This window comes from Shewanella sp. 4_MG-2023, from assembly GCF_030548015.1.
Lineage (GTDB): Bacteria > Pseudomonadota > Gammaproteobacteria > Enterobacterales > Shewanellaceae > Shewanella.
In genome coordinates this window covers 68,946-95,485 of record NZ_JAUORL010000008.1, presented here as the reverse complement: position 1 = coordinate 95,485, position 26,540 = coordinate 68,946, and the positions used below count along the sequence as shown (strand labels likewise).

19 protein-coding genes and 1 pseudogene are annotated in these 26,540 nt (G+C 41.7%); 16 read left to right on the top strand and 4 right to left on the bottom strand.

Annotation, left to right across the window (positions count from 1 at the left end; genetic code table 11):
• The first annotated feature begins 27 nt into the window (after window positions 1-27).
• The 14 genes and pseudogenes from Q4546_RS06515 to Q4546_RS06450 all read left to right on the top strand — a co-directional run bounded on the left by Q4546_RS06515 (window position 28) and on the right by Q4546_RS06450 (window position 19,549).
• Window positions 28-849 carry an SDR family oxidoreductase gene (locus tag Q4546_RS06515; RefSeq protein ID WP_303445933.1) on the top strand — a complete coding sequence of 274 codons (822 nt, stop codon included), beginning with the start codon at window positions 28-30 and terminating at the stop codon, window positions 847-849.
• An 88-nt stretch (window positions 850-937) separates the two neighbouring features.
• Window positions 938-1,171 carry an RNA-binding S4 domain-containing protein gene (locus tag Q4546_RS06510; RefSeq protein ID WP_102440416.1) on the top strand — a complete coding sequence of 78 codons (234 nt, stop codon included), beginning with the start codon at window positions 938-940 and terminating at the stop codon, window positions 1,169-1,171.
• 10 nt (window positions 1,172-1,181) lie between these two features.
• A complete protein-coding gene (locus Q4546_RS06505) occupies window positions 1,182-1,574 on the top strand; it encodes a ribonuclease E inhibitor RraB (protein WP_102440415.1) in 393 nt (130 codons plus the stop codon).
• Window positions 1,575-1,705: 131 nt separating this feature from the next.
• Window positions 1,706-3,691 carry an NERD domain-containing protein kinase family protein gene (locus Q4546_RS06500; RefSeq protein ID WP_102440414.1) on the top strand — a complete coding sequence of 662 codons (1,986 nt, stop codon included), beginning with the start codon at window positions 1,706-1,708 and terminating at the stop codon, window positions 3,689-3,691.
• Window positions 3,692-3,798: 107 nt separating this feature from the next.
• The gene (locus Q4546_RS06495) at window positions 3,799-4,242 is read left to right on the top strand and encodes an N-acetyltransferase (protein ID WP_303445932.1); all 444 of its coding nucleotides are present in this window, start codon (window positions 3,799-3,801) and stop codon (window positions 4,240-4,242) included.
• 1,261 nt (window positions 4,243-5,503) lie between these two features.
• Window positions 5,504-7,270 carry a S8 family serine peptidase gene (locus Q4546_RS06490; protein WP_303445931.1) on the top strand — a complete coding sequence of 589 codons (1,767 nt, stop codon included), beginning with the start codon at window positions 5,504-5,506 and terminating at the stop codon, window positions 7,268-7,270.
• 70 nt (window positions 7,271-7,340) lie between these two features.
• Window positions 7,341-8,204, top strand: a complete 864-nt coding sequence (locus tag Q4546_RS06485) for a hypothetical protein (protein ID WP_303445930.1) — start codon at window positions 7,341-7,343, stop codon at window positions 8,202-8,204.
• A 499-nt stretch (window positions 8,205-8,703) separates the two neighbouring features.
• Window positions 8,704-8,971: pseudogene (locus Q4546_RS06480) on the top strand (Anion transporter); the annotation flags it as partial.
• A 442-nt stretch (window positions 8,972-9,413) separates the two neighbouring features.
• Window positions 9,414-9,767, top strand: a complete 354-nt coding sequence (locus Q4546_RS06475; RefSeq protein ID WP_102440412.1) for a hypothetical protein — start codon at window positions 9,414-9,416, stop codon at window positions 9,765-9,767.
• Window positions 9,768-10,304: 537 nt separating this feature from the next.
• A complete protein-coding gene (locus Q4546_RS06470) occupies window positions 10,305-11,684 on the top strand; it encodes a DASS family sodium-coupled anion symporter (protein WP_102440411.1) in 1,380 nt (459 codons plus the stop codon).
• A gap of 249 nt (window positions 11,685-11,933) precedes the next feature.
• On the top strand, window positions 11,934-12,695 hold the full coding sequence (locus Q4546_RS06465; RefSeq protein ID WP_102440410.1) for a TSUP family transporter: 762 nt from the start codon (window positions 11,934-11,936) through the stop codon (window positions 12,693-12,695).
• A 76-nt stretch (window positions 12,696-12,771) separates the two neighbouring features.
• Window positions 12,772-14,031, top strand: a complete 1,260-nt coding sequence (gene sbcD, locus Q4546_RS06460) for an exonuclease subunit SbcD (protein WP_102440409.1) — start codon at window positions 12,772-12,774, stop codon at window positions 14,029-14,031.
• Complete coding sequence (locus tag Q4546_RS06455; protein ID WP_303445928.1) at window positions 14,031-17,828, top strand: AAA family ATPase; 3,798 nt, start codon at window positions 14,031-14,033, stop codon at window positions 17,826-17,828. Before sbcD ends, Q4546_RS06455 begins: the two co-directional genes overlap by 1 nt.
• 446 nt (window positions 17,829-18,274) lie before the next feature.
• Complete coding sequence (locus Q4546_RS06450) at window positions 18,275-19,549, top strand: peptidoglycan DD-metalloendopeptidase family protein (RefSeq protein WP_102440407.1); 1,275 nt, start codon at window positions 18,275-18,277, stop codon at window positions 19,547-19,549.
• Between the two features lie 60 nt (window positions 19,550-19,609).
• Here the strand turns inward: Q4546_RS06450 and Q4546_RS06445 are convergent, their stop codons facing one another.
• The 4 genes from Q4546_RS06445 to Q4546_RS06430 all read right to left on the bottom strand — a co-directional run bounded on the left by Q4546_RS06445 (window position 19,610) and on the right by Q4546_RS06430 (window position 22,755).
• The gene (locus Q4546_RS06445; RefSeq protein WP_102440406.1) at window positions 19,610-20,044 is read right to left on the bottom strand and encodes an HNH endonuclease; all 435 of its coding nucleotides are present in this window, start codon (window positions 20,042-20,044) and stop codon (window positions 19,610-19,612) included.
• Between the two features lie 41 nt (window positions 20,045-20,085).
• On the bottom strand, window positions 20,086-20,769 hold the full coding sequence (locus tag Q4546_RS06440) for a M48 family metallopeptidase (RefSeq protein ID WP_102440405.1): 684 nt from the start codon (window positions 20,767-20,769) through the stop codon (window positions 20,086-20,088).
• 101 nt (window positions 20,770-20,870) lie between these two features.
• Window positions 20,871-21,308: a DUF3010 family protein gene (locus Q4546_RS06435; RefSeq protein ID WP_102440404.1), complete on the bottom strand. Its 438-nt coding sequence runs from the start codon at window positions 21,306-21,308 to the stop codon at window positions 20,871-20,873.
• 79 nt (window positions 21,309-21,387) lie between these two features.
• Window positions 21,388-22,755 (bottom strand): DEAD/DEAH box helicase, encoded by a 1,368-nt coding sequence (locus tag Q4546_RS06430; protein WP_102532118.1) that lies wholly within the window; start codon window positions 22,753-22,755, stop codon window positions 21,388-21,390.
• Window positions 22,756-22,873: 118 nt separating this feature from the next.
• On the opposite strand from Q4546_RS06430, the gene rssA reads away from it, so the two are divergent.
• Together rssA and nrdD are read left to right on the top strand one after the other, a co-directional pair.
• A complete protein-coding gene (rssA, locus tag Q4546_RS06425) occupies window positions 22,874-23,848 on the top strand; it encodes a patatin-like phospholipase RssA (protein ID WP_102476082.1) in 975 nt (324 codons plus the stop codon).
• A gap of 426 nt (window positions 23,849-24,274) precedes the next feature.
• Window positions 24,275-26,395: an anaerobic ribonucleoside-triphosphate reductase gene (nrdD, locus tag Q4546_RS06420; protein WP_102440401.1), complete on the top strand. Its 2,121-nt coding sequence runs from the start codon at window positions 24,275-24,277 to the stop codon at window positions 26,393-26,395.
• Window positions 26,396-26,540 lie beyond the last annotated feature (145 nt).

Here is a 26,540-nt window from a genome sequence, read left to right as displayed (position 1 = left end):
TAGCGTTTTTTAACCCGTAGGATTTTCATGAACTGTATTGCAATTATCGGCTGTGGTTGGTTTGGCCTGCCATTAGCGACAAGATTAGTTAAACAAGGTTATCAGGTTAGCGGCACTAAGCGAACCCAAGCCGGTTGTGAGCAGTTATCCTCACTGGGTATTGATGCTTATAAGCTAGATTTAAGTGAGCAAAATATTGAAGCAACACAGCTTGATGGCTTACTTGAAGCCGATGCGTTAATCATTAATATTCCGCCGGGCCTGCGCCGAGGTGAAAGTCATTATCTTGAGCATATTCAAACCTTGGTCAACTTGATTGCACCGCGCCAATATCAGCGGGTGATTTTTATCAGTACCACAGGGGTTTATCCTGCTAAAAATCGCATAATGACCGAAGCGGATGCTGCGGCATATGATGATAAAAGTGCAATATTATTGGCTGCGGAGTCGTTAATTGCTGCAATGGATAATGCTTGTATCGTGCGCTTTGCAGGCTTAATTGGCCCTAAGCGCCATCCGGGTAAGTTTTTTGCTGGTAAAACCGATGTTAGCGGCGCAAATGTCGCGGTTAATTTGGTTCATCTTGATGATTGCATTCAGGCAATAGAGGCCATATTGGCGGCGACGAGCTCTGGGAAAAATGTGTCGAGCTATTACAATTTAACTGCGCCGAGTCATCCTACTCGCGTTGAGTTTTACCAAGCAGCGACTGCTGACTTGGGCTTAGCAGCGCCGCAATTTAATCAAACCCAATTAGCCAGTAAAGTAATAAATGGTAATTTGATTTGCCAACAGCTTAATTTCAACTATATTCATCCCGATCCGCTAAAAATGCTAGCAGCTTGTTAATTGATAACTCGTTAGCGGCGAGATGGTTGGTATTAAGCAGTGATCAGGTATAATGCAACCCATATTTATGATTAAAGGCCAAAATTGAATGAGCAGCCAAGTTGCACAATTCGCACTTTTGAGTGGCGATGAGTTTGTTGAGTTATATAAAGTATTAAAAGTACAAGGTTTAGTCGATGGTGGCGGTGCAGCTAAGCATGTCATCTCTGAAGGCTTAGTCACAGTAAACAACGAAGTTGACACACGTAAGCGTAAAAAGTGTGTCGTTGGTGATGTCATTGAATTTAATGGCGATAAAATTCAAATTGTTGCCACAGCATAAGGATACAAGCATGCAATTCCCTGATGATGACAATGGTAAAATGTTAGCCGCAATGGCTGAGTCTGGTATTGACTTAACTGTAGCACTTGATGTTGATTTCTTTTTGATTTTTGATGATCAACGCGATGCAGAATCAGCATTAGAAGCACTCGCAGCAATGGGCTCAAATGGTGAGTTAGAGCTTAACTTTAGCGAAGAAATCGAAAAGTGGGAGCTGATTGTTTGTTTAAACATGGTGCCAACTTATGATGACTTGGTGGCTAAAGAACTTGAGTTAAACACCTTTGCCCAAGAGTTTGACGGCATGACAGATGGATGGGGCGTAATGCAACATCAAGAAGGTGATGACGAGTTTGCTGATGATGAGCATCAATGTGACGACAACTGCTCACACACCCACTAGTTAGCCTGTTAAAATATTGAAAACAAAAACCACCAATTAGGTGGTTTTTTTGTGTCTTTATATTATAGGATGGAGCCATATGCAGTTAAGGGAAGTTAATATCCCGCAGTATTTATGGAGTCGCATTTTAAATGGCAAGACACATTAGCTTTGGTACCCCAGTCAATGATGCCGAACGTTGGGCATTTTCTCTTTTATCTGACGAACTTCCTGAAGATTATCTCCTTTTAACCAATGTAGAAATTCCTACTCAAACTGGCCAAGCAATGGAGGTTGACGCCTTAGTTGTCGGTGAGTTTGGTGTGTATGTGGTTGACGTAAAAGGCTACATTGGTCGCTTAAACGCTGGTTTACATGCTTGGTCACTGGATGGTCGTCATGTGGACAATAGTTTATCAAAAGCCAATTATGTCGCCCGAGTATTAGCGGGTAAATTAAAGAACAAAATTCCTGTGGGCGTTTATGCTCCTTGGTGTCAGGGCATGGTGTTTGTTACAGGGCGTAAAGGCGAAGAAATTCTGGTTGAAAAAGATACCGGTAAACTGAGTATTTATACCCCTGCAAAAATCATCGCCGCGTTAACCAAAGAGTGGGGCTTAACGGCGCCGCATATTCATCCTGTGACCGACACTCAAAAAGAAATGGTATTAGACACCATAGGCCAGGTGGCACTGGTTGAGCAACGTAACAACAAAATTCAAGATTTCATTAAGCTCAAATGTTTATTCCTGCAGCAAGGCTTGGAAGTTTGGCAATCAGAATATAATCCGGGTGGCTGGACCGCGCCATGGCTGTTGAAAATACTGGTGACCAGTGAGTTTGACGACAGTATTGATGCCAATTATCACGAGCAAAAATTGCGTGATGAATTTAAACGGATTCAGTCACTTTCAGGTTGTAGCTGCGTGCCTTTTTGCGCGCCACTTATTCAAGATGGTGAACAGGTGGTCTTGCCCATCAGAATGCCCCGTGGTGTGCCACTGAATATTTTTGATATTGGACAGCAAACCACTTATCAGCTGTTAGAAATTCTGCGCCGCAGTGTCACCGGCTTACAGCAAATCCATCGCCGCGGTTACACCATAGGTGGCTGGGAAGATAATTGTATATTTATCTCAGATGACGCTGACGTTGAATTTATTGATATTAAAGATTCACTTAATACCAGTGAAGATATACAAGCTTATGCCACGGCCTTTTTAGAATTAGCTGAAAAAACCGTACAACCACGTATTTACCAATGGTATCGCGCTGCAGCCAAAGGCAGCACCATTGACCTTGACGCGATTCGTTGTGATTTATCTGCAGTTATCGATTTAGGTGTGTGTGACACTTTACCGCACAAAATCGTTATCGAGCAGGGCGCGGTGGTTGATCATCATTACCGCCTCGATCACTTTATTTCAGCAACGCCTCGCAGCCAGCTATGGCGGGCATTGCATTTACAAGGGAACTTCCCATGCTGCGTCAGTGTTTATCAAGATGTGGATAACCAATGGCACACCCTGAGTAACATGTATCGCAGCCTGGCTAAAATTTATCATCCACATGTTGAGCGTGTGCTGGCATTTGGGCAATTGCCACAGTCGGATGATTTATTCATTGCCAGAGATTGGGTACAAGGGGTCGCGCTAGATGAAGTGGCCACAATACAAGTGGGTCAACCCAGGTTGTGGTTTATTCAACTATTAACAGCACTACAATACTTGCACAGTTTAGATATTCACCATGGGGCCATTTGTCCTAAAAATATCATTTGCCGAGACGGTAAGGCTACCTTAGTAAACTTTGGTATAGGTTCTGATATAGCTGCCAGCCATTACGCTGCGCAATATGCCGATCCGACTATGTGGTCTGTAGAAGGCGATGCTGAAAAAGATTTATATGGCTTGGTCGCAAGTGTTGTCGATGCTATTTCTCCAGAGTCGATTAAACAAGGCAGTGGCGCAGATGCCATGATTAACGCCTTAATGAGCTTTGATAAGCAGTGGCTTGGCGAAGGCTTTTTTGAGGCTTGCTTAAGTATTTTGAAATTTGAATTTCGTATCGTTCCTAACCGCAGTTATGCCGAGCAGTTAGGGCTCGATGAAGTTGAGTATCAAAACTCTGGCTTGTAGTTATCTTGATTTATAGCCCTTCAGGCTTATGTTAAGGATGCTTGCCCCAAAAGCCGGTACAAGCCGTATTGGCTTATATCAATCAAGGATAATGTAAGAGGGACGCTATGATTATTAAACGCATTACAGTTGAACAACTTGATGATGTTTTGCCCCTATTTAGCCAGTATATGCATTTTTACGGGGTTGATCAGCCCGTAACTGAATATGCTGACTATTTAATGGAACGGTTAAATAATCAAGAAGCGTTCATATTTGGGGCTTACACTGAAGCGGATAAAGCGATTGGTTTTGTACTTAATTATCAAAGTTTTTCATCCACAGAGCTAGGTAAAGTATTAGTGTTAAATGATCTATTTGTTGAGCCAGACTATCGAAATCAAGGCGCCGCTAATTTACTTATCCGATGCTCTATTGAATTGGCTCGCGGTATTCAAGCCGTAAGGGTTGATTTATGCACTGCTAAGGTGAATTTTCCGGCCCAATCAGTTTATGAAAAAATGGGCTTTGTAAAAGATAGCCGCTTCTTTTCTTATAGCTTATCGATATAAGATTATCCTCCACTAGGTTAGTATCCCCTTTAAGAGTAATAACTAAATCAAAGGTGCTACATGCAAACGGACGAAATTTATTTTACTTACTTATACTGTGCGCAGGGATAAGCCCTAGATTTGCATACGCCAGCACTCGCATCATGGTCGTTAATTATTTTCTCTACTGCATCAAATATTTTATGGGTACCAATATCTACATTATCTGAATATTTGATTTCGACATGAGGCATGCAATTAAGCTCCGGAAAATGTGAACGCCTCAATATGAGGCGTTGTCTATGGAGTACATGTTACATGAGTTTATTGGCTTTATATCTTTGTGTTTAGTTACGTGCTCACTGATGTGTTCATTTCTATGAACTTTAAAACTTATAGCCAAAATTTAATGTAATAGAGGTTGATGTTTCAATGTCACCTTTATCTGCAAATAAGCCATCTTCACTTTGTAATTCCTCTCTACCTACAACAATTCCGTAAGCATGCTTTGAGTTTTCACTAAAAGTGGTTTGCAAGCCAGCAGCAAAGCTGACTAAGCCAATAGTAGGTTCAAACTCTCCTGCTGAACTTAATCCTGGAGCACTAAATAACGTAACAAACGTTAGAGCAAGTAAAGATGTTTAATGAAAATCTTTTCTCGGGTTGAACAAGAGGTAGTTGTTAGAGGCAACAAGGTCTTTTGAAGAATATTATTAATAAAATAAGTTACAACGGAAATAACTTAACAGAAAGTTATCTTAACGAACATAGTGAGCTTTAATTGGTAAAACATTCAGTTGTTTGCGATTATTAAGTTACTTGGTCAGATGTGATGATAAGCATTTCCTTATCAAATAATATTGATTAACCATGTCATCAACAGAATATTAAGAATGATATTATAAGCTTCGTTTTCAACTCATTAATTGGTCAATTTGTGATGCAAACTGTTTCAAAGTAATCACTGTTTTAACTTGTGTTTTATATCCTACTGGTAATGGCTGATATAATGTATTTTTATGCTTTTTATTTATTTTACACTAACGTTAACAGTGGTTTGTGAGGGGGTTGTTTATCTAGAATATACTATTTTTGTTTTGGTTTACTTTGAATTTAATGCGTTATTTGGCTTTTTATATCGTATTTGAGCTGTAGTCACTACTTATGGTCATTTAGCAAGTAATTAACACCCTTCTTGAGTATAATTAACTTCTATAACGAGGTTGAATAAACTCGTTTTCTTTTGATTCTATTACGTTATTTCGTGATAAAAGGAAAATTTATGGAAAAGCTTTTTACTATATCTCTTATTACCACGGCATTACTTGCAACATCAGCGCAAGCAGACACCATTCGAGTTGTATTATCTGATTCAGATATTGGACAATCTCGACAAATGGCAGCACCCATGGCGCAATCTAAAAGCCTTAAAACATGCCTAACTGCCCAAGAATCAGGTGAAGTTATTTGTTTCACAAAACCTCACTCAAAGGCGGCTCAATTCAGCACAAGCCAAATCGCTTCAACGGCTACTGCGAATGCAAGCAATCATTACCTTGTTGAAATTAATTCTGAAATAACCACCGCAGAAGATTTACTAAGCTCACTTCAACACACTAACCAATTTAAAACCGTTGAATTAGACTCGCTTGCGACCTCGCAGAGTGACACCAATGTATTGCCACCTAATGACAGCTTTTACGATCTACAAAGCTACTTACATGGCAACACTGTTGATCATATTCAAGGTCTAGGGTTTGAACTCGCAAATCATCTTGTTTCAGATATTGAAGACAAAGTATCTGTGATGATTATCGACACCAGCTTCGCCAACAGCAACGATATGGTTTATAGCGGAGGATATAGCTTTACCGATAATGATTTTGCTGAGATCGGAAAAGATTTCATCATCCCTGACGATGTAGCCAGCGATTTTCATGGTACGGGAGTAGCATCAATTGTAGGTGCGCTACGCAACAATGAAACAGGTATTGCAGGGGCAGCTGACAACGTAAGCCTTTTCGCTGCAAGAGTTGGAACAGGCGGTCAAGCTTGGGGGTATACAATAGCACAAGCCATTTTATATGCAGCTCAAGAGCTAGATACTACAAACTATCCTGACTTAGAGCCACTAGACAAGCCGATGGATGTAGTGAATATCAGCATGGGTTCAATTGATGATGCATGTAGCTTTTATATGACTGACGCCATTAGGCTTGCACAAGCTAAAGGGGTGCTAATCGTGGCAAGTGCAGGTAACGAAAATACAAATGGCAAACTCTACCCTGCTTCGTGTAGTGGTATTGTGAATGCAGGTGCATTATCAAGTACAAATGAAAAATCAAACTACAGCAACTATGGCGATACTCTGTCCATAAGCGCCCAAGGCGATAATATTTATGTACTTTCAAGAGGTGACGCAACCAATGCTGTCACAATGTCTGGCACAAGCGCAAGTTCTCCCCTTGTTGCGGCAGCAGCTGCTATTGCGAAACGTGCTGACAACAATATCCAATCATCAGTGTTGTCATTTTTAATTGAATCTACATCACGAACTCACATGACAGCTTCATGTATATCATTCGGTTGCGGTGCAGGTCAGCTTGATGCGTCAGCGCTTACACAAGCAGTAATTGACCTAAAAGACGGCAACAAGCCTCAAATTAATCATGCTTTATCTGATGAATCAGCAAGTGAACAAGAGTGGTACGTAAAGCATTTTGGTGACAAAGTTCCACTATGTACGACCAACCAAGTTAACTTTTTAAACGGAAACAGCGCCAAATTAAACACGTTTAAATTGAGCAGAATTAGCAAAGGCACTTCATTCACAGATCACCTTGATAATGAAACAGCCGAAACCCCTGTAGAAGTGCTACAAACACAGGACGGTATTTTGTACTTTGATGAAGCTACCCAAATTGACAACGAATCATTTGATTACGCTTATCAATTCTGTAAAGAAATCGGTGGCAATCAGATTTGTGATGAAGATTTTGTTCAAATAAACGAGTTTTCATTTGAATCACCAGAGGCTTGCTCTATTTAAGTTCAAACTCGATCATCCTAACTATTCGTTATATGAGCTCAAATAAAAAATAATACATCAAGGAATTCGTATGAAAATTCTTAAAACAAGTGCTGTCATTTTATCGTTAACGCTTATTACTGCATGTGGCGGTGGTGATAGTGAACCTTCAACCCCTAAGCCTGTACTCTCTATGTCCACTCAAAATAGCAGCAACACAGTATTAGAAGACGCAACAACTGATGTTGTCATTGACTACAGCAACCCAACAGGTAGCGTTACATTGACGGTAACTGGACTTGAAGCCGTTGAAGGTTTTGCACAAGTAGATTACTCGATTAAAAACAACATTGTTTCATTTACGTTTTCAAATTTGACTGAGAACATCAACACAGTCATTACTATCAACGGCACTGACTCAGCAAATAACACTGACTCCGTAAATGTTGGCTTTGTTGTTGAAAATACAACTATCAACCCCAAGATTGCTGCATTTAACCGCCTCAAAGAGTCTGTCGAAACTGACTTGATGCTACCCCAAGAAATGAAAACTCTAGCAGTTCATGGAAAGTTGGCCAGAATCTCAAACCGCCTTACGCACCTAGATCTAAAAGAAATGCTTTTAATTGCACAACCACGCATTGACAACAATTCAGCATTAGCGATTATTGAAGCGTTAAGTGTTGAAGCTCCAACAAACGAACAAGAATTAGACACTCTACTAGCCAATGTTATTACCCTTTACGGTGAACACGCACACAACGCTAATGCAATGCTTACAAGTATTCAGGAAAACCTTGATGGCATCATTACACCTATAAGTGTCGGCCAATTTTTTCTTACTGCAGATGGCCAATTAAGCCAGTTCTACGGTAACCCTAATATGGGTACAGGGGAACAATTTGAATTTGATGAAAATTTTTCTTACTTCAATGAAATTGTTTCTCTACAGTAATGAGTTAGTATTTCGGTATTGTGCACGCTATGTGTTGTAAAAAGTAAAGCCACCGATAGGGTGGCTTTTTAATGGGATAAAGCGTTTTCATGGGTCGAAAATTTTATCGCGTCTAAGTAAACTAAATTCACTATGGATAAAGTATAAGACTTGTTCTGGTTCACATAAAATGTACAAACTTTGCCCTGCAAAAATGTTATTTACACTTAATCAGATCTATCTCACATTATTGCGTGCTAATAAATATTCACTTAAAGCGCTTTAGGTGAATAACTTTGCATTTTTGATGCTTAATAACTAGATTTTTTTACTCATGTTATTGTGCGATCGAATTGCAAACTGTTTGTTTTTTGCAGCGAGCATCACGAAGGTGGTGTTTCTCCATGTAATAAAACAGTGATTTATCTTACTCGTGGGTATGTTTTATATTGTTCTCAATAGAAAATAGGGGAGGGCGCTTTAATGGAAAAAATCCAAATCAGTCGATGGCAGAAAAACAAACAAAAGGCACTTCAGTATATTAATCGGCAACATTGTGTTGTTAGCTCTGCTCTATAATTTTTCCCTTTTGAGCAAGGCATAAACACGGGTTTGTCGATATTAATCTTCTCGGCTGTTTTATGGTTAACAGAAGCTATTTACATCAGTGTTACCGCAATATTATTCCCAATTCTAGCGGTATTCTTTGGGGGGGTGATACCTCTACAGGAATGGGCAATTTTGCTAATCCGATTATCTACTTATTCTTTGGTGGATTGGCAGTAGCAGTTCTTCAAGGGCGGTTGCTCTTTCGAGATGAATTTTGCCGCAGTTTGTCGCCATTTTCTAGCAGGCGGAGCTGGTGACATCTTGTTCTACTTGAACAAGCGATAACGCAGTAGAAAGCGGCGACAAACCTTGCCCACCAAAGATCATCAGCCCCTAGGCTAGATCAAATTTATCATTGAATTAAAACTTATGCTGGTGAATTGTAATGATTAGATGTTGAAGTAGGCCCTAATTTATATCGCAGTGCAGAATAGCTATTAATAACCTATATTCATATTAATAATGGTCTTTTGTTCGCTGTTTTCCTCCGGTAATGCAGACAGTTTTAATCACTCGTCCGTGGATGAGTTTACAAGAGGGTCACATCCTTCATATGTGATTCATCCTATTAAGGTTAGTTGTTTAAAATAGTAATAACTTACGATATTGAGGTAACACCTGATGAGCTCTTTTAAAAAAACACTACTCGTTTCAACTTTGAGCATCGCCGCGCTGACAGGTATGGCGCATGCAAGTGATCTATCATGCACTGTTGCTGGTGGTGATGATATCACCATGGCTAATATTGATATTTTACGTTCAAATGAACCTGTGGTTAACATTGATGGCTATAAATCGCCGATCTTAAGTAATATTTATCGCATCGATGCAGTTGATGGCCAGGACATCAGCGAAACACCCACTTACCTTTTATACAATCATTACCCGCTAGCTGATCATAAGTTATATGCCAAGGTTCAAGTGCACGGTGAAGAGGCCGTTACTGGTTACTGCATTGTGACGGGTGAAATCTAAGCTCGCGTTATTGCATCGTATAATCGCATAACGACTAATACTCAGTAAGGCGGATGTGCCTTACTGAGTTTTTATTTTACTTTTTTAACGCCCCTATTGAGCATTCCTGCTGCTAAAGGATCTTTTTTGCTAAGCTAGTTTTACTATTAATAGCCCGTCACCCATCACCCATCACTATTTTATCATTTCTCTAAACGGCATTTAAAACCACTTATGGTTATTACAGATCACGAAACGCTAATTAACTTTGTCTTATTACAAGTTTATCCTGGGCCAGTTAGATCTATGTCACATTATTTAAACGCTAATAAACATTCAGTTTGAGAGTACTAAATGGCGAATTCCGTCAATTTGAAACTTAATAACCACAATACATCTAGTGTTACTATCGTTGCGCGTCACAACAGTGGCTGGTAATGGGATTCATCTCACGCCGCGCAGGCTTGACTATGTAATCAAGCAACCAAAAACAATGCTTTATCTTACCTATTACTCTGTTTACATTGTTGTCATTAAAAAATAAGGGAGAACGCTTTAATGGAAAACTGCCCAACAAAGTCGACGACAACCAAAAACAATAAAACTGACTTCATCATCTTGTTTGGCAACATTGCCTTGTTTGCCTTGCTATATCATTTATTACCCTTTGAACAAGGGGTCAATACCGGTCTATCGCTACTTATTTTTGCAGCTATTCTATGGTTAACCGAAGCGATTCATATCAGTATTACCGCCATTTTAATTCCGATATTAGCGGTGTTTTTGGGGGTGTTTGATACTTCCACCGCCATGAGTAATTTTGCTAACCCGATTATCTTCTTATTCTTTGGTGGTTTTGTGTTGGCGGCGGCGCTAAATCATCAGGGCATTGACCGCTTAATTGCGCAAAAGGTGTTGCTGCTGTCTCAAGGTAAGTTGAGTATTGCTTGTATGTTACTGTTTTTAGTGACCGCAGTGCTGTCGATGTGGATCAGTAATACGGCAACAGCCGCAATGATGCTGCCACTAGCCTTGGGTATTTTGCATCAACTGGATTTTAAACAGTACCGTAAAACCTATTTGTTCGTGCTACTGGGAATCGCGTATTCTGCCAACATTGGTGGAATTGGTACCCTAGTGGGCAGTCCGCCTAATGCCATTGCTGCGGCACAAGTGGGCTTAAGCTTTAGTGATTGGCTCGAGTTTGGTTTAATCACTGTGGCTATTATGTTACCAAGCATGTTAATCGCGCTTTATCTATTTTTAAAACCTGATTTATCGACTGTGTGTGAGATAAAAACAGAAAATGTAAAAATGACCGTTAGTGCAAAATTAACCCTGATTATATTTTTAGCTACAGTTTGTGGTTGGATATTCAGTAAACCATTAGCCCAAGCACTTGGTGGGATCAGTAAGTTTGATACCATTGTTGCTTTAGGTGCGGTAGTTGTGCTTGCCAGCCTTAAATTAGTGGACTGGAAAAAAATCGAATCGACCACGGACTGGGGAGTACTTATCCTGTTCGGCGGTGGCCTCACGTTAAGTGCAGTGTTAAAAGCCACAGGCACCAGTGTGTTTTTAGCCCACTTTGTGACAGATATTTTTGGCGATGCCCACATGGCGCTATTTATGATTGCAGTGATTACCTTTGTGGTGTTATTAACTGAGTTTGCCAGTAACACGGCTAGCGCCGCATTGCTGGTGCCAGTTTTTGCTGCAATTGCTGAGCCCTTAGGTTTATCGCCAGTGATGATTTCAGTGGTGATTGGTATTGCAGCTTCTTGCGCCTTTATGTTGCCTGTCGCCACCCCGCCTAATGCCATTGTCTTTGGCTCAGGTTATATCAAGCAATCTGAAATGATGCGTGCAGGTATGATTATTAACTTCATAAGTATGTTGGTGCTGTTTTTAATCACCAACTTGTTCTGGGGCTTTTAATTGCACTGTTAATCGCAGTTAAAAAGCGCAATCACTTTACTCACTAATAAAAAGGTAACTTAGGTTACCTTTTTGCGTTTTTTAGCCGATATCTGTCAACAATTATTAAATGTTCACAGGCTCAGTGTTATTAAAAATAGCGACGCAAACGTTTGGATAAACTAAGGCACAATCTAATGCAGATAGCTTTTGAATTTTGCCATTAAAGCAGGTCTAATAGCGTATTATTTTGATTTATAGACCTATCTAATGTTCGAGTTAACCCTACAAATTGCTGTTATATTATTTTTCGTCGCCATATTGGCGGGTTTTATTGATGCCATTGCCGGTGGTGGCGGTTTACTCACTATTCCTGCATTGATGTGGGCGGGTTTACCGCCAGCTGCGGCTTTAGGTACTAATAAGCTGCAAGCTTGTGGCGGCAGCTTTTTTGCTAGTTTGTACTTTATTCGCAAAGGCATGGTTGACTTAAAACAAGCACGCTTATCCATTGTGTGCGCGTTTATTGGCGCTGCAGTGGGCACCATTATTGTACAAATGATTGATGTCACCGTATTAGAACTGGTATTACCATTTCTTATCCTCGCCATTGGCTGTTATTTTTTGTTTTCTAAAAAAATCTCAGAAGAAGATAAACAACAAGTGCTGACACCTGCCATGTTTGCTTTTACTGCCGCTCTTGGGGTGGGGTTTTATGATGGATTTTTTGGACCCGGAACCGGCAGTTTCTTTGCTTTAGCCTTTGTGTCACTGGCAGGTTACGGACTGGCTAAAGCCACCGCCCATGCCAAAGTGCTTAACTTTGCTACTAATGTGTCATCGTTAATCTTTTTTATGATTGGCGGCCAAGTGGCGGTTTTATTAGGGCTTATTATGTTAGTCGGGCAAGCTATCGGCGCAACTTTTGGCTCACGCTTAGTGATGACCAAAGGGGTAAAAATTATTAAACCGCTGGTGATCACCATGGCATTTTTAATGAGCTTTAAATTATTGTGGGCGCAGTACGGGTAAGTGACTTATATCTCCAGACTAATTAAGCGTTTTATGACAGATTTCAATAACAACACATCGAACAGAAAAGGTTTTCATGCGCATTATTCACACATCTGATTGGCACCTTGGTCAAAACTTTTACGGTAAAAGTCGCGCTGTTGAGCACAAGGCATTTTTGCAGTGGTTGTTAGCACAAATTAGCCAGCATCAGGTTGATGCACTGATTGTCGCTGGCGATATTTTTGATACTGGCACGCCGCCAAGTTATGCCCGCAGTTTGTACAATCAATTTATTGTCGATATTCAAGCAACAAATTGTAAGCTTATCGTTCTTGGTGGTAATCACGACTCTGTTGCTACCTTAGGTGAGTCAAAGCAGTTGCTGGCGTGCTTAAATGCCACGGTTATCCCAGGTGCGCTTGATAACGCAGCTGAGCATGTGTTGTTAGTGGCTGATAGTCATGATCACCCCTGCGCGATTGTATGTGCGCTGCCGTATTTACGCCCTAGAGATATAGTATTAAGTGAGTCGGGTGAGTCCAGTGAAGATAAACAGCGCAAGTTAGCTAATGAAATCGCCGATTTATATCAGCGCTGTTTTGCTCATGCCCAAGCAATTAATAACCAGCAAACTACGCCATTACCCATTATTGCCACAGGGCATTTAACCACAGTGGGTGCCAGCACCAGTGAGTCGGTGCGAGACATTTATATTGGTAGCCTTGATGCATTTAATGCCAACTTGTTTCCTGCAGCGGATTACATTGCACTAGGCCACATTCATCGACCGCAAAAAATCGCCAAAACAGAGCATATTCGCTATAGCGGCTCGCCAATCAGTTTAAGTTTTGATGAACTTAACAGTCAAAAAAGTGTGTATTTGGTTGAGTTTGATAAGGCTAAATTAGCCGAGGTCAGTGCCCTTGAAGTGCCCAAGTTTCAAGCCATGGCAAGTGTAAAAGGCAGCTTGGCCGAAATCGCATCCCAGCTTGAAACCTTAGTTGAGCAAGGCAGCGATCAAGTCACTTGGCTGAGTATCGAAGTGGCCGAGCAAGACTTTTTAACCGACTTACAAAGCCGAATAGCCGAATTGACCGACGCCTTACCTGTAGAAGTACTGCAACTTAAGCGTGCTCGTAGCCAGCGCCAACAGCAAATTCAGCAAATGGATAATGAAACCTTAACTGAATTAAGCGTCACAGAAGTGTTTGAGCGCCGTTTAGCCCAAGAAGACTTTTCAGAACCCGAGCAGCAACAGCGACTTGAACGGGTAAAACAACAGTTTGATATTATCCTTGATGAAATGAATGAGCAGCTTAATGGCACAGCGCAACATGTTGAGGAGGCAAAATAATGAAAATCCTTAGCCTGCGTTTTAAAAATATTAACTCATTAAAAAATGAGTGGAAAATTGATTTTACCCAGTCGCCATTTAAAGAAAACGGCCTGTTTGCCATTATTGGCCCTACAGGCTCGGGTAAAACAACCATTTTAGATGCTATCTGCTTAGCGCTGTATCATCAGACCCCGCGCTTAGGGGTAATTTCAAAAACCACCAATGAGCTCATGACTCGTGGCACCAGCGATTGTCTGGCCGAGGTTGAGTTTGAAGTGAAAGGTAAGGCGTATCGCGCCTTTTGGAGCCAACGACGCTCCCGTGGTCAAGTTGATGGCAATTTACAAGATGCCCAAGTTGAGTTAGCGCAACTTGAAGATGGTAAAATTCTTGCCAGCCAAATTAAGCATAAAACCGAATTAACCGAAGCCATTACCGGATTAGATTTCGCGCGATTTACTAAATCGATGATGTTATCCCAAGGTCAGTTTGCCGCCTTTTTAAATGCCAAAGCTAATGAACGGGCTGAGTTACTTGAAGAGCTTACCGGCACAGAAATATACGGGCTTATCTCGGAGCAAGTACATCAAAAATTTAGCCAATCAAAGCAGAAGCTTGCCTTGCTTGAAGCTAAATCAAACAGCGTTGAATTACTAGATGATGACAGTATTAGCCTTAAACAAATAGAGCAAACTCAGTTAATTGAGCAAGCCGATTTATGCCAGCAACAACTGCAGCAACTGCAGTTGCAAGTCACGTGGGCTAAGCAGCTTGAGCAAGCAACTGAGCGACATCTTGCCAGTGAGCAACAATTACAACTAGCGCAGACTGAACTTAAAGCCCAGCAAGCCAGTTTAGCTAAGTTAGCTGCCAGTGAGCCAGCTGAAAGCTTAATTCCGTTATTTGAAGGCATGAGCAAACTTGAAAACAGCCATGCACAGTTGCAAAAGCAGTTACAGCAGCGCAATACTGAGCTTGAACAGGCCAGCGCACAATTAAGTCAAATCGCCACTGAGCAACAGTTGCAGTCTCAGCACTTTAGTTTAGCTAAGCAGCAACATACGGATTTAGTGACGCTAATTGATACTCAGGTGCAGCCACTTGATAATCAAATTGAGCAAGTGAGCTTTAAACATGCTCAACAGTTACAGTCTCAGCAGCAACAAACCCAGCTGCTAGAGCAATTACAGCAAAAGCAGCAGGCCATCGGCGGACAAATACAAACCGTTACGGCATTACAAGCCCAGCAGCAGCAAGTCATCAACCAATATCCCCAGGGCAAGTTGATCCAAACTCGCCTTGGTGTGTGGCAGCAGCAATATGCTAACTACGCCGAGCAAGTGACTCAGCAAACTAAGTTGACGCAACAAATTGCCCGTTTTCAGCAACAGCAAATTCAGCTCCAACAGCAGCAAAGCACACTGACAGCGCAAGTAACCAGTGAGCAACAGTTACTTGGACAATATCAACTCAGCCGCCAACAAGCCCAGCTGCAATTACAGACCTTGTTAGCCGGTGATGAAGAAGCACTCATTGAGCAGCAATATAATGACATAGTGACTCAGCAGCCAAAGCGCAGTCAGCTTGAACACTTGTCGACCCGTTACAGTGAATTGCAATTAGATCTTAATCAACATCGCCAGCAAAACGCGCAAACCCAACACGATATTGAGTTAAAGCAAGCTGAGTTAACCCAAATACGAGCCTTGTGGACAGATAAAAATCAGCAATTAAAAGACTTAACAAGCTTGCTAAAACAAGAGCAACATATTGCTGATTTAACCCAGCATCGGGCTAAGTTAGTAGAAGGTGAGCCATGCGCCTTATGTGGCTCGTTGGATCACCCTTTAGTGAGTGAATATCAAGCGGTTGATTTGTCGCAAACAGAGCTGCGCCATCAACAAACTAGCGCGCAATTAGATAAGATTAAAACCCAAGGCGAGCAAGCTAAATTGGCATTGCAAACCTTGCAGTTACAATATGAGTCAGCCTCACAAGCGGTGGCTAAGCTAACGGCGCAGAGTCAGCAATTACAACAGGACTGGCAGCAAACTTGTCAGCAACTTGGAATTGCATTTGCTATTGATGATAGCCAGCTGAGTGATTATGTAGCGCAAATGGCGCAGTTGCAGCAAAACTTATCCCAGCGATTAGCCGATATCAGGCAGGCTAAAACTCACCTGCAACAACAAAACGATCAGTACCAGCAAGCGAATAACGCCGCTGAGCAACAACAGCACCAATTAAGCTTATTAGCCCAAGAGCATACAAGCTGCAACAATGGCTTACAGGACGCTGAGCTGCAGCTTATTGAGGTGAATAAAACCCTTAATAACCTAGTGACTGAATTAAGCGATTCAATTGCGCAAACCGCAGAGTCTATGCCAGATATGGCTGGGTTTAAAGCGTGGTTAAGCGCCCTTGAACAACAAATAATGCAGTGGCAGCAAGCAAGCGATCAGCAACTTGAAGCACAGCAGCAATTACAATTATTGCAGCAGCAACAGCAAACCCAGGCGAGTCAACTAGAAGAGGCGTTGCAGCAATCACAGTCGCAGCAAGCGCAATTAACTGAAGTTGCAGCTGAGTTAGCCAAGTTGACGAGCCAAAGGCAGCAGCTATTTGCCGATAAGCAAACATTAACTGAAAAGCAGGCTAGCCAAGCCATGCTTGAGCAAGCAGAAAGCCAGTTAACAGCGCTACAAAGCCAATTGAATCAATATCAGCAGCAGCAAGATAATGTTAAGGCGCATATTGAAGCCGTTAATAAACAAATTGCAGTGGCATTGACTGAGTTAACCGCGGCAACCGAGCAGTGGCAGCAGCAATTAAGCCAAAGCCCATTTGCCAGCCAAGCGGAATTTGAGCAAGCCATTATTCCTCAGGCTGAGCGTGAGCAGTTAATTAACTTGCAGCAGCAACTTAATGAGCAGCAGTTAAAAGCGCGCACCTTGGTAGAACAAGCCAAGCAGCAATTAACAGCGTTAATGGCCCAAGCAGAGCAATTTGGTTATGAGCAGCTAACGACTGAAAAGCAGCAACAAGGCTCAGACAAAGTCTTACTTCAAGGGGCTGATCTAGATTCAGAGCTAAAGTCAGAGCAAGAATCTGCACAAGGCTATTTAGCACAGGTCAGTTTGCAGCATCAACAAGTCGAGACCCAGTTAGGTGAGATAAAACAAACCTTATGGCAAGTGAACCATTTACTGGATGACGATAAACAAAAGCGCCTAAGTCAGCAGCAAATGCTGTTAGAGCTTAACCAAGCCAAACAAGCTTATGATGATATCGCCTATTTACACTCACTCATCGGTTCGCAAAAAGGCGATAAATTCAGAAAGTTTGCCCAAGGGCTGACATTAGATCATCTGGTTACTTTGGCTAATCGGCAGCTGGATAGGCTTCAAGGACGCTATTTGCTTGAGCGCAAACAATCGGTAGATCTAGAGCTGCAAGTATTGGATACCTGGCAAGGCGATGCAATTCGAGATACTCGCACCTTATCAGGTGGTGAAAGCTTTTTAGTCAGTTTGGCATTAGCGTTAGCGTTATCGGATTTAGTCAGTCATAAAACCAGTATCGACTCGTTATTTTTGGATGAGGGCTTTGGCACCTTAGACAGTCAAACCTTAGATACCGCCCTTGATGCGCTAGATAACCTTAATGCTTCAGGCAAAATGATTGGTGTGATCAGCCACATTGAAGCGATGAAAGAGCGCATTGGGGTGCAAATTAAAGTGCATAAAATGAATGGACTTGGAGTCAGTAAGTTGCAGAGTGAATATAAAGTTAATAGCGATGTCGAATTGGCTTAAGTTTGTCTCTAAAGCTTATCGCTCAGACTCGCGGCTAGGCTAACAACTAAACCGTCACTTGAGGTTAATGCAGCCGCATTAGCCTCATTATTTGCTTTGGGGTAGGGTTATTTTTAGGTCAATAAATTCTAATGATAAATCAACCATGCTGAGTAAAAAGCTGCCATTGTTGCAGCGCTTTTAGGTTAATTAAGCGAGTTATAGATGTAAATTAAAAACATCATGACTGATAACAGTCTTTTCCCATCTCAGTTACTTTCAATTGCCTAGTTCAAAGTTATGCAGGCGTGGTGAGTTTTTATATTTGTATTTGCAGTCTTTTTTGATATAACTCCCCCTTGGTATATAGTACTTAAGCACTCATTAAACTAGTACTTAAGTATACATTCTTTTATACGTATATTAATACGTGCAGTAGGGCGGACACGAGATTGCTTTCAGCTCAAATGGATAAGCTACAAACGCTGGTTGGTAAAGCGCAAAACTTACCCACATTACATCGAAAATTATTGCTAGCAAGCGTGTTTATTGTCGCGGCGGCATTACTGTGGCCAACCCCGCAAGAATTTGCCTCACAGCGGATCCCTGTTGCCCTTGATATCGAAGCCTTGATCCCACAGGTAGCCAATCATACTCCGGTTGAAATTAGTGAGCCGGTTGCGCCGACATTTGAACGTATTATTGAGCAAGGTGACACCTTAAGTCAGTTATTTGAAATAGCTGGTATTGGTCAACAGACCATGTACAAAGTGCTTGAAGCTGATTTAAATGTACTGGCATTAGATACATTATCGCCGGGTAATCGTATTCGATTTTGGCAAGACGAACAGCAAAAACTAACCAAACTAGAGTTGTATTTTAATCCAGCTTACCAAGTGGTATTTAGCCGTTTTGACGATGGCAGTTACGAGGTTAATGAGGTCAATATAGAAGGCATTTGGCAAAACCGCATTATTAGTGGGGATATCAATGGCTCATTTTATTTATCGGCCCAGCGCTCAGGTTTAACTGCAGCGCAAATACAAACCATAGAAACGCTACTTTCAAGCAAGCTAAATTTCTCCCGTGATTTGCGTGCAGGTGATCAATTTTCAGTATTAATGAATGATCAATTTATTGAAGGCGTATCCACCGGAGCCAGTAAATTAGAAGCGGTGCGTATTGAAACCAGAGGTAGAAATATTAGCGCCTTTCAAAATGTGGATGGTAATTTTTATGATGACAAAGGCCAAGGTCTAGCCAGTGCCTTTCAGCGAATACCGCTGGAAAGGCAGTATCGCTTATCTTCACATTTCAATCCGACCCGTAAGCACCCTGTTACTGGTAGAACCTCGCCACATAACGGTACTGACTTTGCCACTCCTACTGGCACCAGAGTGGTAGCGCCGGGGGATGGTGTGGTGTCAATGGTCACTAATCATCGCTTTGCAGGCAAGTATATTGTGATTGAACACGACAATAATGTTAGAACCCGCTATTTGCATATGTCGAAGTTCTTGGTCAGAAAAGGCCAGCGGGTTAAACGCGGGCAGGTGATTGGCTTATCAGGCAGCACAGGTCGGGTGACGGGACCACATTTACATTATGAGTTTCATGTTAATGGTCGCCCAGTTAACCCAATGAAGGTGAGTATCATTGAAGCCTCTGTATTGCCTAAAAAGCAAATGAACGCCTTTAAGCAACTGGTGAAAACCAAACAAATGATGATGGATTTAGGTTAACCCATTTAATCTTTTTATCGTTAAATTAAAACCACTTTTAATTCGTTTGAAAGTGGTTTTTTATTTGCGCCATTTGGTTTCTGAGTGATTTGATTTACCAAGGTTACATTGATCGCATAACACTTGTAGGTTATCGATATCGAGCGCAAGTTCAGGATATTTGGAGCGAGGTTTGATGTGGTCAACGTGCATGACTGCGCCATGTTGTGGGCTAGTGCCGCAGCACTGACAAACTGAGCCGTACTTTTCAAAAGCGTTTAGACGCAGGCTTAACCATTTTTGAGATGAATAAAAAGATACCGATTTGGGTTCTTCAAATGGGATTAACTCCCAATCATTAAATTCGCATGGCGCCAGATCGGGTCCCATCAAACCCACCGAAAACCCTTTAAGTTGATTATCCTTAAGCCAATTACGAATGGCTTTCATGGCTGCTTTTTCGGTTTTGTATTTTCGAGTGCGACGATTGTCGCCCCTAAAGCTTGCTACATACATTAATACCCTCCTAAGAAAATAGGTTTATGAATATCTTAAGCTTAATAAGGGGCTTTTCCTAGCTCAATACAGGTCAGTAATAAGCGTAAGTCGAATTCCAGCTGGTGGTAATCGCTGGTCATATATTCGCACAGTTGATAAAAAGCTTTGTTGTGATCTTTTTCTTTAAGGTGGGCTAATTCGTGCACCACCACCATTCTCAGTAATGGCTCAGGCACATGGCGTAGTCGTGATGAAATTCGAATTTCATTCTTAGCTTTGACCTTACTGCCTTGTACGCGATTGGCGTAGGTATGTAGGCCTAAGGCTTGATGACTGAGGGTGATTTTGTCGTCAAAAACCACTTTAGAAAGCGGCGCAGACTGTTTTAAGAATTGCTGTTTAAACACCATGGTGTAGTCATAAAGCGCTTTATCAGTGCGTATATCGTGCACACTTGGGTAACGCTTTAATAGCACGGCAGCTAAGCTGTCATTGGCAATATAGCCTTTTACCTGTTCGATGGTTTGGGCTGAATAACCGGCAATGTATTTAAGCTGGGCTGTTTGCTGTTTTTTGGCCTTTACCTCATCACTGGTTACCAGGCTTGCTAGGGCTTGCTTAGCCGCCAGTTTAGTCGCTGTAGCTTGATTAACCGCTTTTACCGTCATTTGCGGCGGCGCACTTGGTCTGACTTTTTTTGATGTAACAGGAGTGGAAAATGAGGCGGATTTTCTTGAATTCATAGGGATATTTATTGCTTACTTTAAGCTTATCAGTAAGCTGCTTTTACCCACAAACAGGCCATAAAGCAGCTTACTCACAAGAAAATCTAATTCAAACTGAGTTAGATTTTGCCATACATGTGGCGGTTTTGCTGAGCGTATGCGGCTTCAAAAGCAGGTAATTGCACACGTTTAAGCTCAAGGGTATCAAGATCGGCTTGTGGCGGATTACGCTTTAGCTCTTCTTTGATAGTCACTGGGCTAATAATCGCTACTGGTAATTCAGTAATTTGAATTGCTGCTTCAAGTTTAAAGCTAGTAGCAGAGCCGGAGAACTTGCCTTTTTGTTCACGTTCAATAATCACGATTTCATCAACTTTGTAATCTTCCATTAATTTATGGAAAGCAAAATGAAATTCACGAATTGATTCTGTTTCAACAGATTTTGAAATGCTGAACGAGATTTGACGACATTCCGGTACGTTGAATGACTCTTTCTCATAATTTAATAAGCTGATGATGGCTTCGCCACCTTTTAATTCTACACCACAAATCTTCATGTTATACCTTACTTAGAGCGAGTTTATTTGGCATGTTGTTGAGCTGTGCTCAAATATGTTCATGCTGTCAAAATTACGGTTATTCTTCGTCACTGACAATTGAATCATCAGTTTCGATAATTTTTGCTGGTTTTGCTTTACGGCGCATTGGTGCGTCACCAATATCAATACCGGTGGCAAAGCGCTTGTCGCGTTTAGGCGCCACTTTTGGCTTCTTGCTAGCGACACGCTTGGCATTACCTGTATTGGCATCAGCTGATTTTGCATTGGCGCTTGATGCCTTAGGATTGTCTCTTAAGCCTTTAAATTTAGCTTCAAGGCCTGCGATAGTTGAGAAGTCAAAGTTCTTACGTAAGAACACCTGTACTTTCTTAAAGCTATCCCAGTCTTTCGGGCCTACTAATGAAATAGCATCGCCTTTAGCGCCTGCGCGGCCAGTACGGCCAATACGGTGAACATATTCTTCGGCAAACTTTGGCATGTCAAAGTTAATTACTAATGACACATTTAATAAGTCTAACCCGCGAGAAGCAACATCTGTGGTGACTAAAATCTTTTGTTGGCCACGGCTGAATTTGTCCATAATTTGATTACGTGCTGACTGACTTAAGTCACCACTGAGCGCAGCGGTTTCTAGCCCTTCAGCAGACAATAGTTTGGCGAGTCTGTCAGTGTCTGAGCGAGTTGCAGTAAAAATGATCACTTGCTTGTGTTGCTCATGTTTTAAAATATGCTGCAGCAGGGCTTGTTTGTGATCAAGGTGGTCAACTAAAAAGATGCGCTGAACAATATCTTTATGCTCTGCATGCGATGCGCCAATAGCCACATGGCTAGGGGTCTTTAATAATGTTGCGGCGATATCATTGATGTCATCGTGATCTAATGTCGCTGAAAACATCAAGGTTTGTCTGCGCTTATGATCTGCAGCGTCATTAATGGCTTTAAGTTGTGGCGCAAAACCAAGATCTAACATGCGATCGGCTTCATCAAGTACCAGTAACTCTAAGCCATTTAGGTATAAGTGGCGCTGTTGAAGATGATCGGCAATACGCCCAGGTGTTGCCACAATAAAGTGTGGGTCACGAGATAGCGATTTTGCTTGATCGTTAAAGTTCTCGCCACCTAAAATACTAATGGCTTTATATTGGGTATTGGCAACCAGTAAACGTAATTGACCATAGACTTGCTGAGCAAGTTCACGGGTTGGCAATAAAATCAGAACGCGAGGGTCTTTTTTAGAGAGGGCCCTAGTCGATATTACCCGCTGCAAAGCAGGTAATAAAAACGCCAGGGTTTTACCTGAACCGGTTTTAGATGATGCCATTAAATCTTTACCCGCTAGGGCAATTGGCAGGGCTTGCTGCTGAATTTCTGTTGGCTCAGAAATGCCCATATGCTTTAGACTGTCTAGTAAGCGTTTATCTAAAGAAAAATCGGTAAATAACAAAGGTAAATCCCCTAAAAAATGATAGCCAGATATTATAACGTGTAAGCGACTTGATAGCCAACAGCTTAAGCGTAAGATAAGCTACTTAGGTGTGCAAAAATGGTTAAGGGTTTGGTAAATGTCTAAGGCTTCAAAAGAAAATAAATCATCACTTCGTGTTGGGATCGCCCTCGGTAGTGGCGCGGCTAAGGGCTGGGCTCATATTGGGGTGATAAAAGAGCTGGCCGCCATGGGGATCCACCCTGAAAAAATTGCTGGCTGCTCTGTTGGGGCTCTGGTGGGCGCAGCTTATGCTAATGATCATTTAGAAGAGTTACATGAGTGGGTGAGTGGGTTTTCTAGTTGGGATGTTTTAGGCTTAATGGATTTAAGCTGGCGCAAAGGTGGCTTAATCAGTGGTGAAAAAGTATTTGATGTTTTAGCTGGTCGAATAGGCGATCTAAAAATAGAGCAATTGCAAAAGCCGTTTGCGGCAGTGGCGACCGATTTATATTCTGGCCAAGAAATTTGGTTCAAAGAAGGCGATTTACGTCATGCGGTAAGAGCCTCGTGTTCAATGCCGGGCTTTTTACCCCCAGTACAATTGCATGATCGCTGGTTAGTGGATGGCGCAGTGGTAAACCCTGTGCCAGTGTCAATGTGCCGCACCATGGACGTTGATGTAGTGATTGCAGTGGACTTAAATGGTCACCGCCGTAATAGTATGCATATGTTGCCTCAACAAATGACCAGCTGTGCGCCCACTGAAATTGAAAAGCAATTAGTGGCCAAAGAGCCAGAGTCGGCGTTTATGGATCTGCTAGGTAAAGGTAAAGAGTATATAAATAGTTTTTCAGAAAAGTTTTCCACAAGCACGAAATCTCACCCTGGGATGATTGCGGTGATGTCGCAATCAATGGATATTTTAGAGCAGCGCCATAAACGCGCCAGATTAATGGGCGATCCACCGGATGTGTGTTTAGTGCCACAGCTTGCTGATATCGGTACCATGGAGTTTCATCGTGCTGATGAAGCGATAGAAGCAGGCCGTCAATCTGTGCGCCAATCTGCGCATTTAATTTATGCAGCCCTTGGTATTAGCCCAAATGATTAACGCCAATTAAAGCGCTTTGCTTTAATCATACTGATTTTTAACGGTTGAAATGACCTGTTTAAGCATCAATATACCAGTATAAATCTGTGATAACTATTTGTATAAATCTGTGATAACTATTCGTATAAGCCTGCAATTACCAGTTTAAATCTGTAATTACCAGTTTAAATCTGTAATAAATAGCAGTCTATTTATAGGCGTTTCAGCACTCAGTAGCTGCTTTTTATAACCTGGTCAAGTTCAACTTTTCTAAATAGTGTTGAGCTTGGCAGTAATTTTTTTCATTTTGTTCCCCTTCATCAAAACATGATCTAGATCATGGATTTTTAGTGCCTATTATTGCCTAATGCACCATATATTGTGTTTGTTGATAATTATGTGTGGATATATAGTGTTTATATCCTGTGCATAAAAGGAGTAAAAGTAATGCCTGTAGTAATTAAAAGGGACGGTTGTCGTACTCTATTTGATGAGTCGCGGATCAAGGATGCCATTGTTGCAGCAATGGAAACTGCTACAGGTAGTGCTGATGAAGACTATGCTTCAACAGTCGCTTGTGTGATTAGAGATCAAGTTGCTAACGATGAAGAAGTTGAGATCCATCATTTACAAGCTTTAGTTGAAAACTTATTAATGGAAGGTCCTCATAAAGAGGTTGCGCGTCATTATATTGAGTATCGTCACGACCGTGATATTTGCCGTGAAGCCAAAAGTAAATTGAACTGCGAAATTCGTGGTTTGGTTGAACAAAGCGACGCGTCGATTTTAAATGAAAATGCCAATAAAGACGCTAAAGTTATTCCAACTCAACGGGATTTACTTGCTGGCATCGTGGCCAAACATTATGCCAAGTCGCATCTATTGCCAAAAGATATTGTTGCTGCACATGAGTCAGGTCAACTGCATTATCACGACTTAGACTATGCACCATTCTTCCCAATGTTTAACTGCATGCTAATTGATTTAGCTGGCATGTTAACCCATGGTTTTAAAATGGGTAACGCTGAAATTGACACCCCTAAATCAATTTCAACTGCGACTGCAGTAACTGCGCAAATTATTGCCCAAGTGGCTAGCCATATCTATGGCGGCACCACCATTAACCGCATTGATGAAGTATTAGCTGAGTTCGTTCAAAAGAGCTATCAAAAGCAGTTGGTTATCGGTAAAGAGTGGGGCGTAGCAGATGTTGAAGCCTTTGCCATGGCGCAAACTGAAAAAGAATGTTACGACGCATTCCAGTCTTTAGAATATGAAGTAAATACCCTTCATACCGCCAATGGCCAAACGCCATTTGTGACCTTTGGTTTTGGCTTAGGCTCGTGCTGGGAAGCGCGTTTAATTCAAAAGTCGATTCTTAAAGTACGTATGGCAGGTCTAGGTAAAAACCGTAAAACAGCGGTATTCCCAAAACTGGTTTTTGCTATTCGTGATGGCCTAAATCATAAAGCTGCTGATGCTAACTACGATGTGAAGAAGTTAGCATTAGAGTGTGCCACCATGCGCATGTATCCAGATATTCTTAATTATGAACAAGTTGAACGCGTTACTGGTTCATTTAAAACGCCAATGGGTTGTCGTTCATTCTTAGGAACTTATGAAGAAAATGGTGAGTTAATTCATGAAGGGCGTAACAACTTAGGTGTTGTCAGCTTAAACTTACCTAGAATCGCCATTGAAGCCAAGGGCGACGAAACCGCTTTCTTTGCCTTATTAGAACAGAGAATGACACTCGCTCGTAAAGCACTCGATACCCGTATTGCCCGCTTAGTGGGTGTAAAAGCGCGTGTTGCACCAATCCTATATATGGAAGGTGCTTGTGGTGTTCGTTTAAATGCAGATGATGATGTGTCTGAAATCTTTAAAAATGGCCGCGCGTCAATCTCATTAGGCTACATTGGCTTACATGAAACCATTAATGCACTTTATGGTACTGATGAGCACGTGTTTGATAGCGAGCTGTTACGCACTAAAGCCATTGAAATTATCTCAGTGATGAAGCGCGCGACTGAAGCGTGGAAACAAGAAACAGGTTATGGCTTTAGCCTATACAGCACCCCAAGTGAAAACTTATGTAGTCGTTTTTGCCAGCTAGATGCCAAAGAGTTTGGTGTGGTTGCAGGGGTTACTGATAAAGGTTACTACACTAACAGTTTCCATTTAGACGTCGAAAAGAAAGTCAATCCATACGATAAAATTGAGTTTGAATTACCGTACCCAGAAATCACCAATGGTGGCTTTATTTGTTACGGTGAGTTCCCGAACATGCAGCACAATATTGAAGCATTAGAAAACGTCTGGGATTACAGTTACACCAGAGTGCCTTATTACGGTACCAATACCCCAATCGATGAATGTTATGACTGTGGTTACGTTGGTGAGTTTAACTGTACCAGTAAAGGTTTTGTGTGCCCTAAATGTGGCAACCATGAGCCAAGCCGTGTGTCGGTAACCCGTCGTGTATGTGGTTATCTAGGCAGCCCTGATGCAAGACCATTTAACTATGGTAAGCAAGAAGAAGTTAAACGCCGCGTTAAGCATTTATAAATAGCAAATTCATGAAGTTAGCAAAGCTAATTCCGTGATTAACCCAACAAGGCGCTTTAAGCGCCTTGTTTTGGTTTGGCCTTAGTGATGCAAATAGGTTTACAGCGTGAGTGTTTACGCGACAATGAGCAGTAAGAGAAGTGAT

What these genes read in the sequence shown, in the direction of transcription:
- Q4546_RS06515 (WP_303445933.1), top strand. Translation starts at nt 28, where the DNA reads ATGAACTGTATTGCAATTATCGGCTGTGGTTGGTTTGGCCTGCCATTA.
- Q4546_RS06510 (WP_102440416.1), top strand. Translation starts at nt 938, where the DNA reads ATGAGCAGCCAAGTTGCACAATTCGCACTTTTGAGTGGCGATGAGTTT.
- Q4546_RS06505 (WP_102440415.1), top strand. Translation starts at nt 1,182, where the DNA reads ATGCAATTCCCTGATGATGACAATGGTAAAATGTTAGCCGCAATGGCT.
- Q4546_RS06500 (WP_102440414.1), top strand. Translation starts at nt 1,706, where the DNA reads ATGGCAAGACACATTAGCTTTGGTACCCCAGTCAATGATGCCGAACGT.
- Q4546_RS06495 (WP_303445932.1), top strand. Translation starts at nt 3,799, where the DNA reads ATGATTATTAAACGCATTACAGTTGAACAACTTGATGATGTTTTGCCC.
- Q4546_RS06490 (WP_303445931.1), top strand. Translation starts at nt 5,504, where the DNA reads ATGGAAAAGCTTTTTACTATATCTCTTATTACCACGGCATTACTTGCA.
- Q4546_RS06485 (WP_303445930.1), top strand. Translation starts at nt 7,341, where the DNA reads ATGAAAATTCTTAAAACAAGTGCTGTCATTTTATCGTTAACGCTTATT.
- Q4546_RS06475 (WP_102440412.1), top strand. Translation starts at nt 9,414, where the DNA reads ATGAGCTCTTTTAAAAAAACACTACTCGTTTCAACTTTGAGCATCGCC.
- Q4546_RS06470 (WP_102440411.1), top strand. Translation starts at nt 10,305, where the DNA reads ATGGAAAACTGCCCAACAAAGTCGACGACAACCAAAAACAATAAAACT.
- Q4546_RS06465 (WP_102440410.1), top strand. Translation starts at nt 11,934, where the DNA reads ATGTTCGAGTTAACCCTACAAATTGCTGTTATATTATTTTTCGTCGCC.
- sbcD (WP_102440409.1), top strand. Translation starts at nt 12,772, where the DNA reads ATGCGCATTATTCACACATCTGATTGGCACCTTGGTCAAAACTTTTAC.
- Q4546_RS06455 (WP_303445928.1), top strand. Translation starts at nt 14,031, where the DNA reads ATGAAAATCCTTAGCCTGCGTTTTAAAAATATTAACTCATTAAAAAAT.
- Q4546_RS06450 (WP_102440407.1), top strand. Translation starts at nt 18,275, where the DNA reads ATGGATAAGCTACAAACGCTGGTTGGTAAAGCGCAAAACTTACCCACA.
- Q4546_RS06445 (WP_102440406.1), bottom strand. Translation starts at nt 20,044, where the DNA reads ATGTATGTAGCAAGCTTTAGGGGCGACAATCGTCGCACTCGAAAATAC.
- Q4546_RS06440 (WP_102440405.1), bottom strand. Translation starts at nt 20,769, where the DNA reads ATGAATTCAAGAAAATCCGCCTCATTTTCCACTCCTGTTACATCAAAA.
- Q4546_RS06435 (WP_102440404.1), bottom strand. Translation starts at nt 21,308, where the DNA reads ATGAAGATTTGTGGTGTAGAATTAAAAGGTGGCGAAGCCATCATCAGC.
- rssA (WP_102476082.1), top strand. Translation starts at nt 22,874, where the DNA reads ATGTCTAAGGCTTCAAAAGAAAATAAATCATCACTTCGTGTTGGGATC.
- nrdD (WP_102440401.1), top strand. Translation starts at nt 24,275, where the DNA reads ATGCCTGTAGTAATTAAAAGGGACGGTTGTCGTACTCTATTTGATGAG.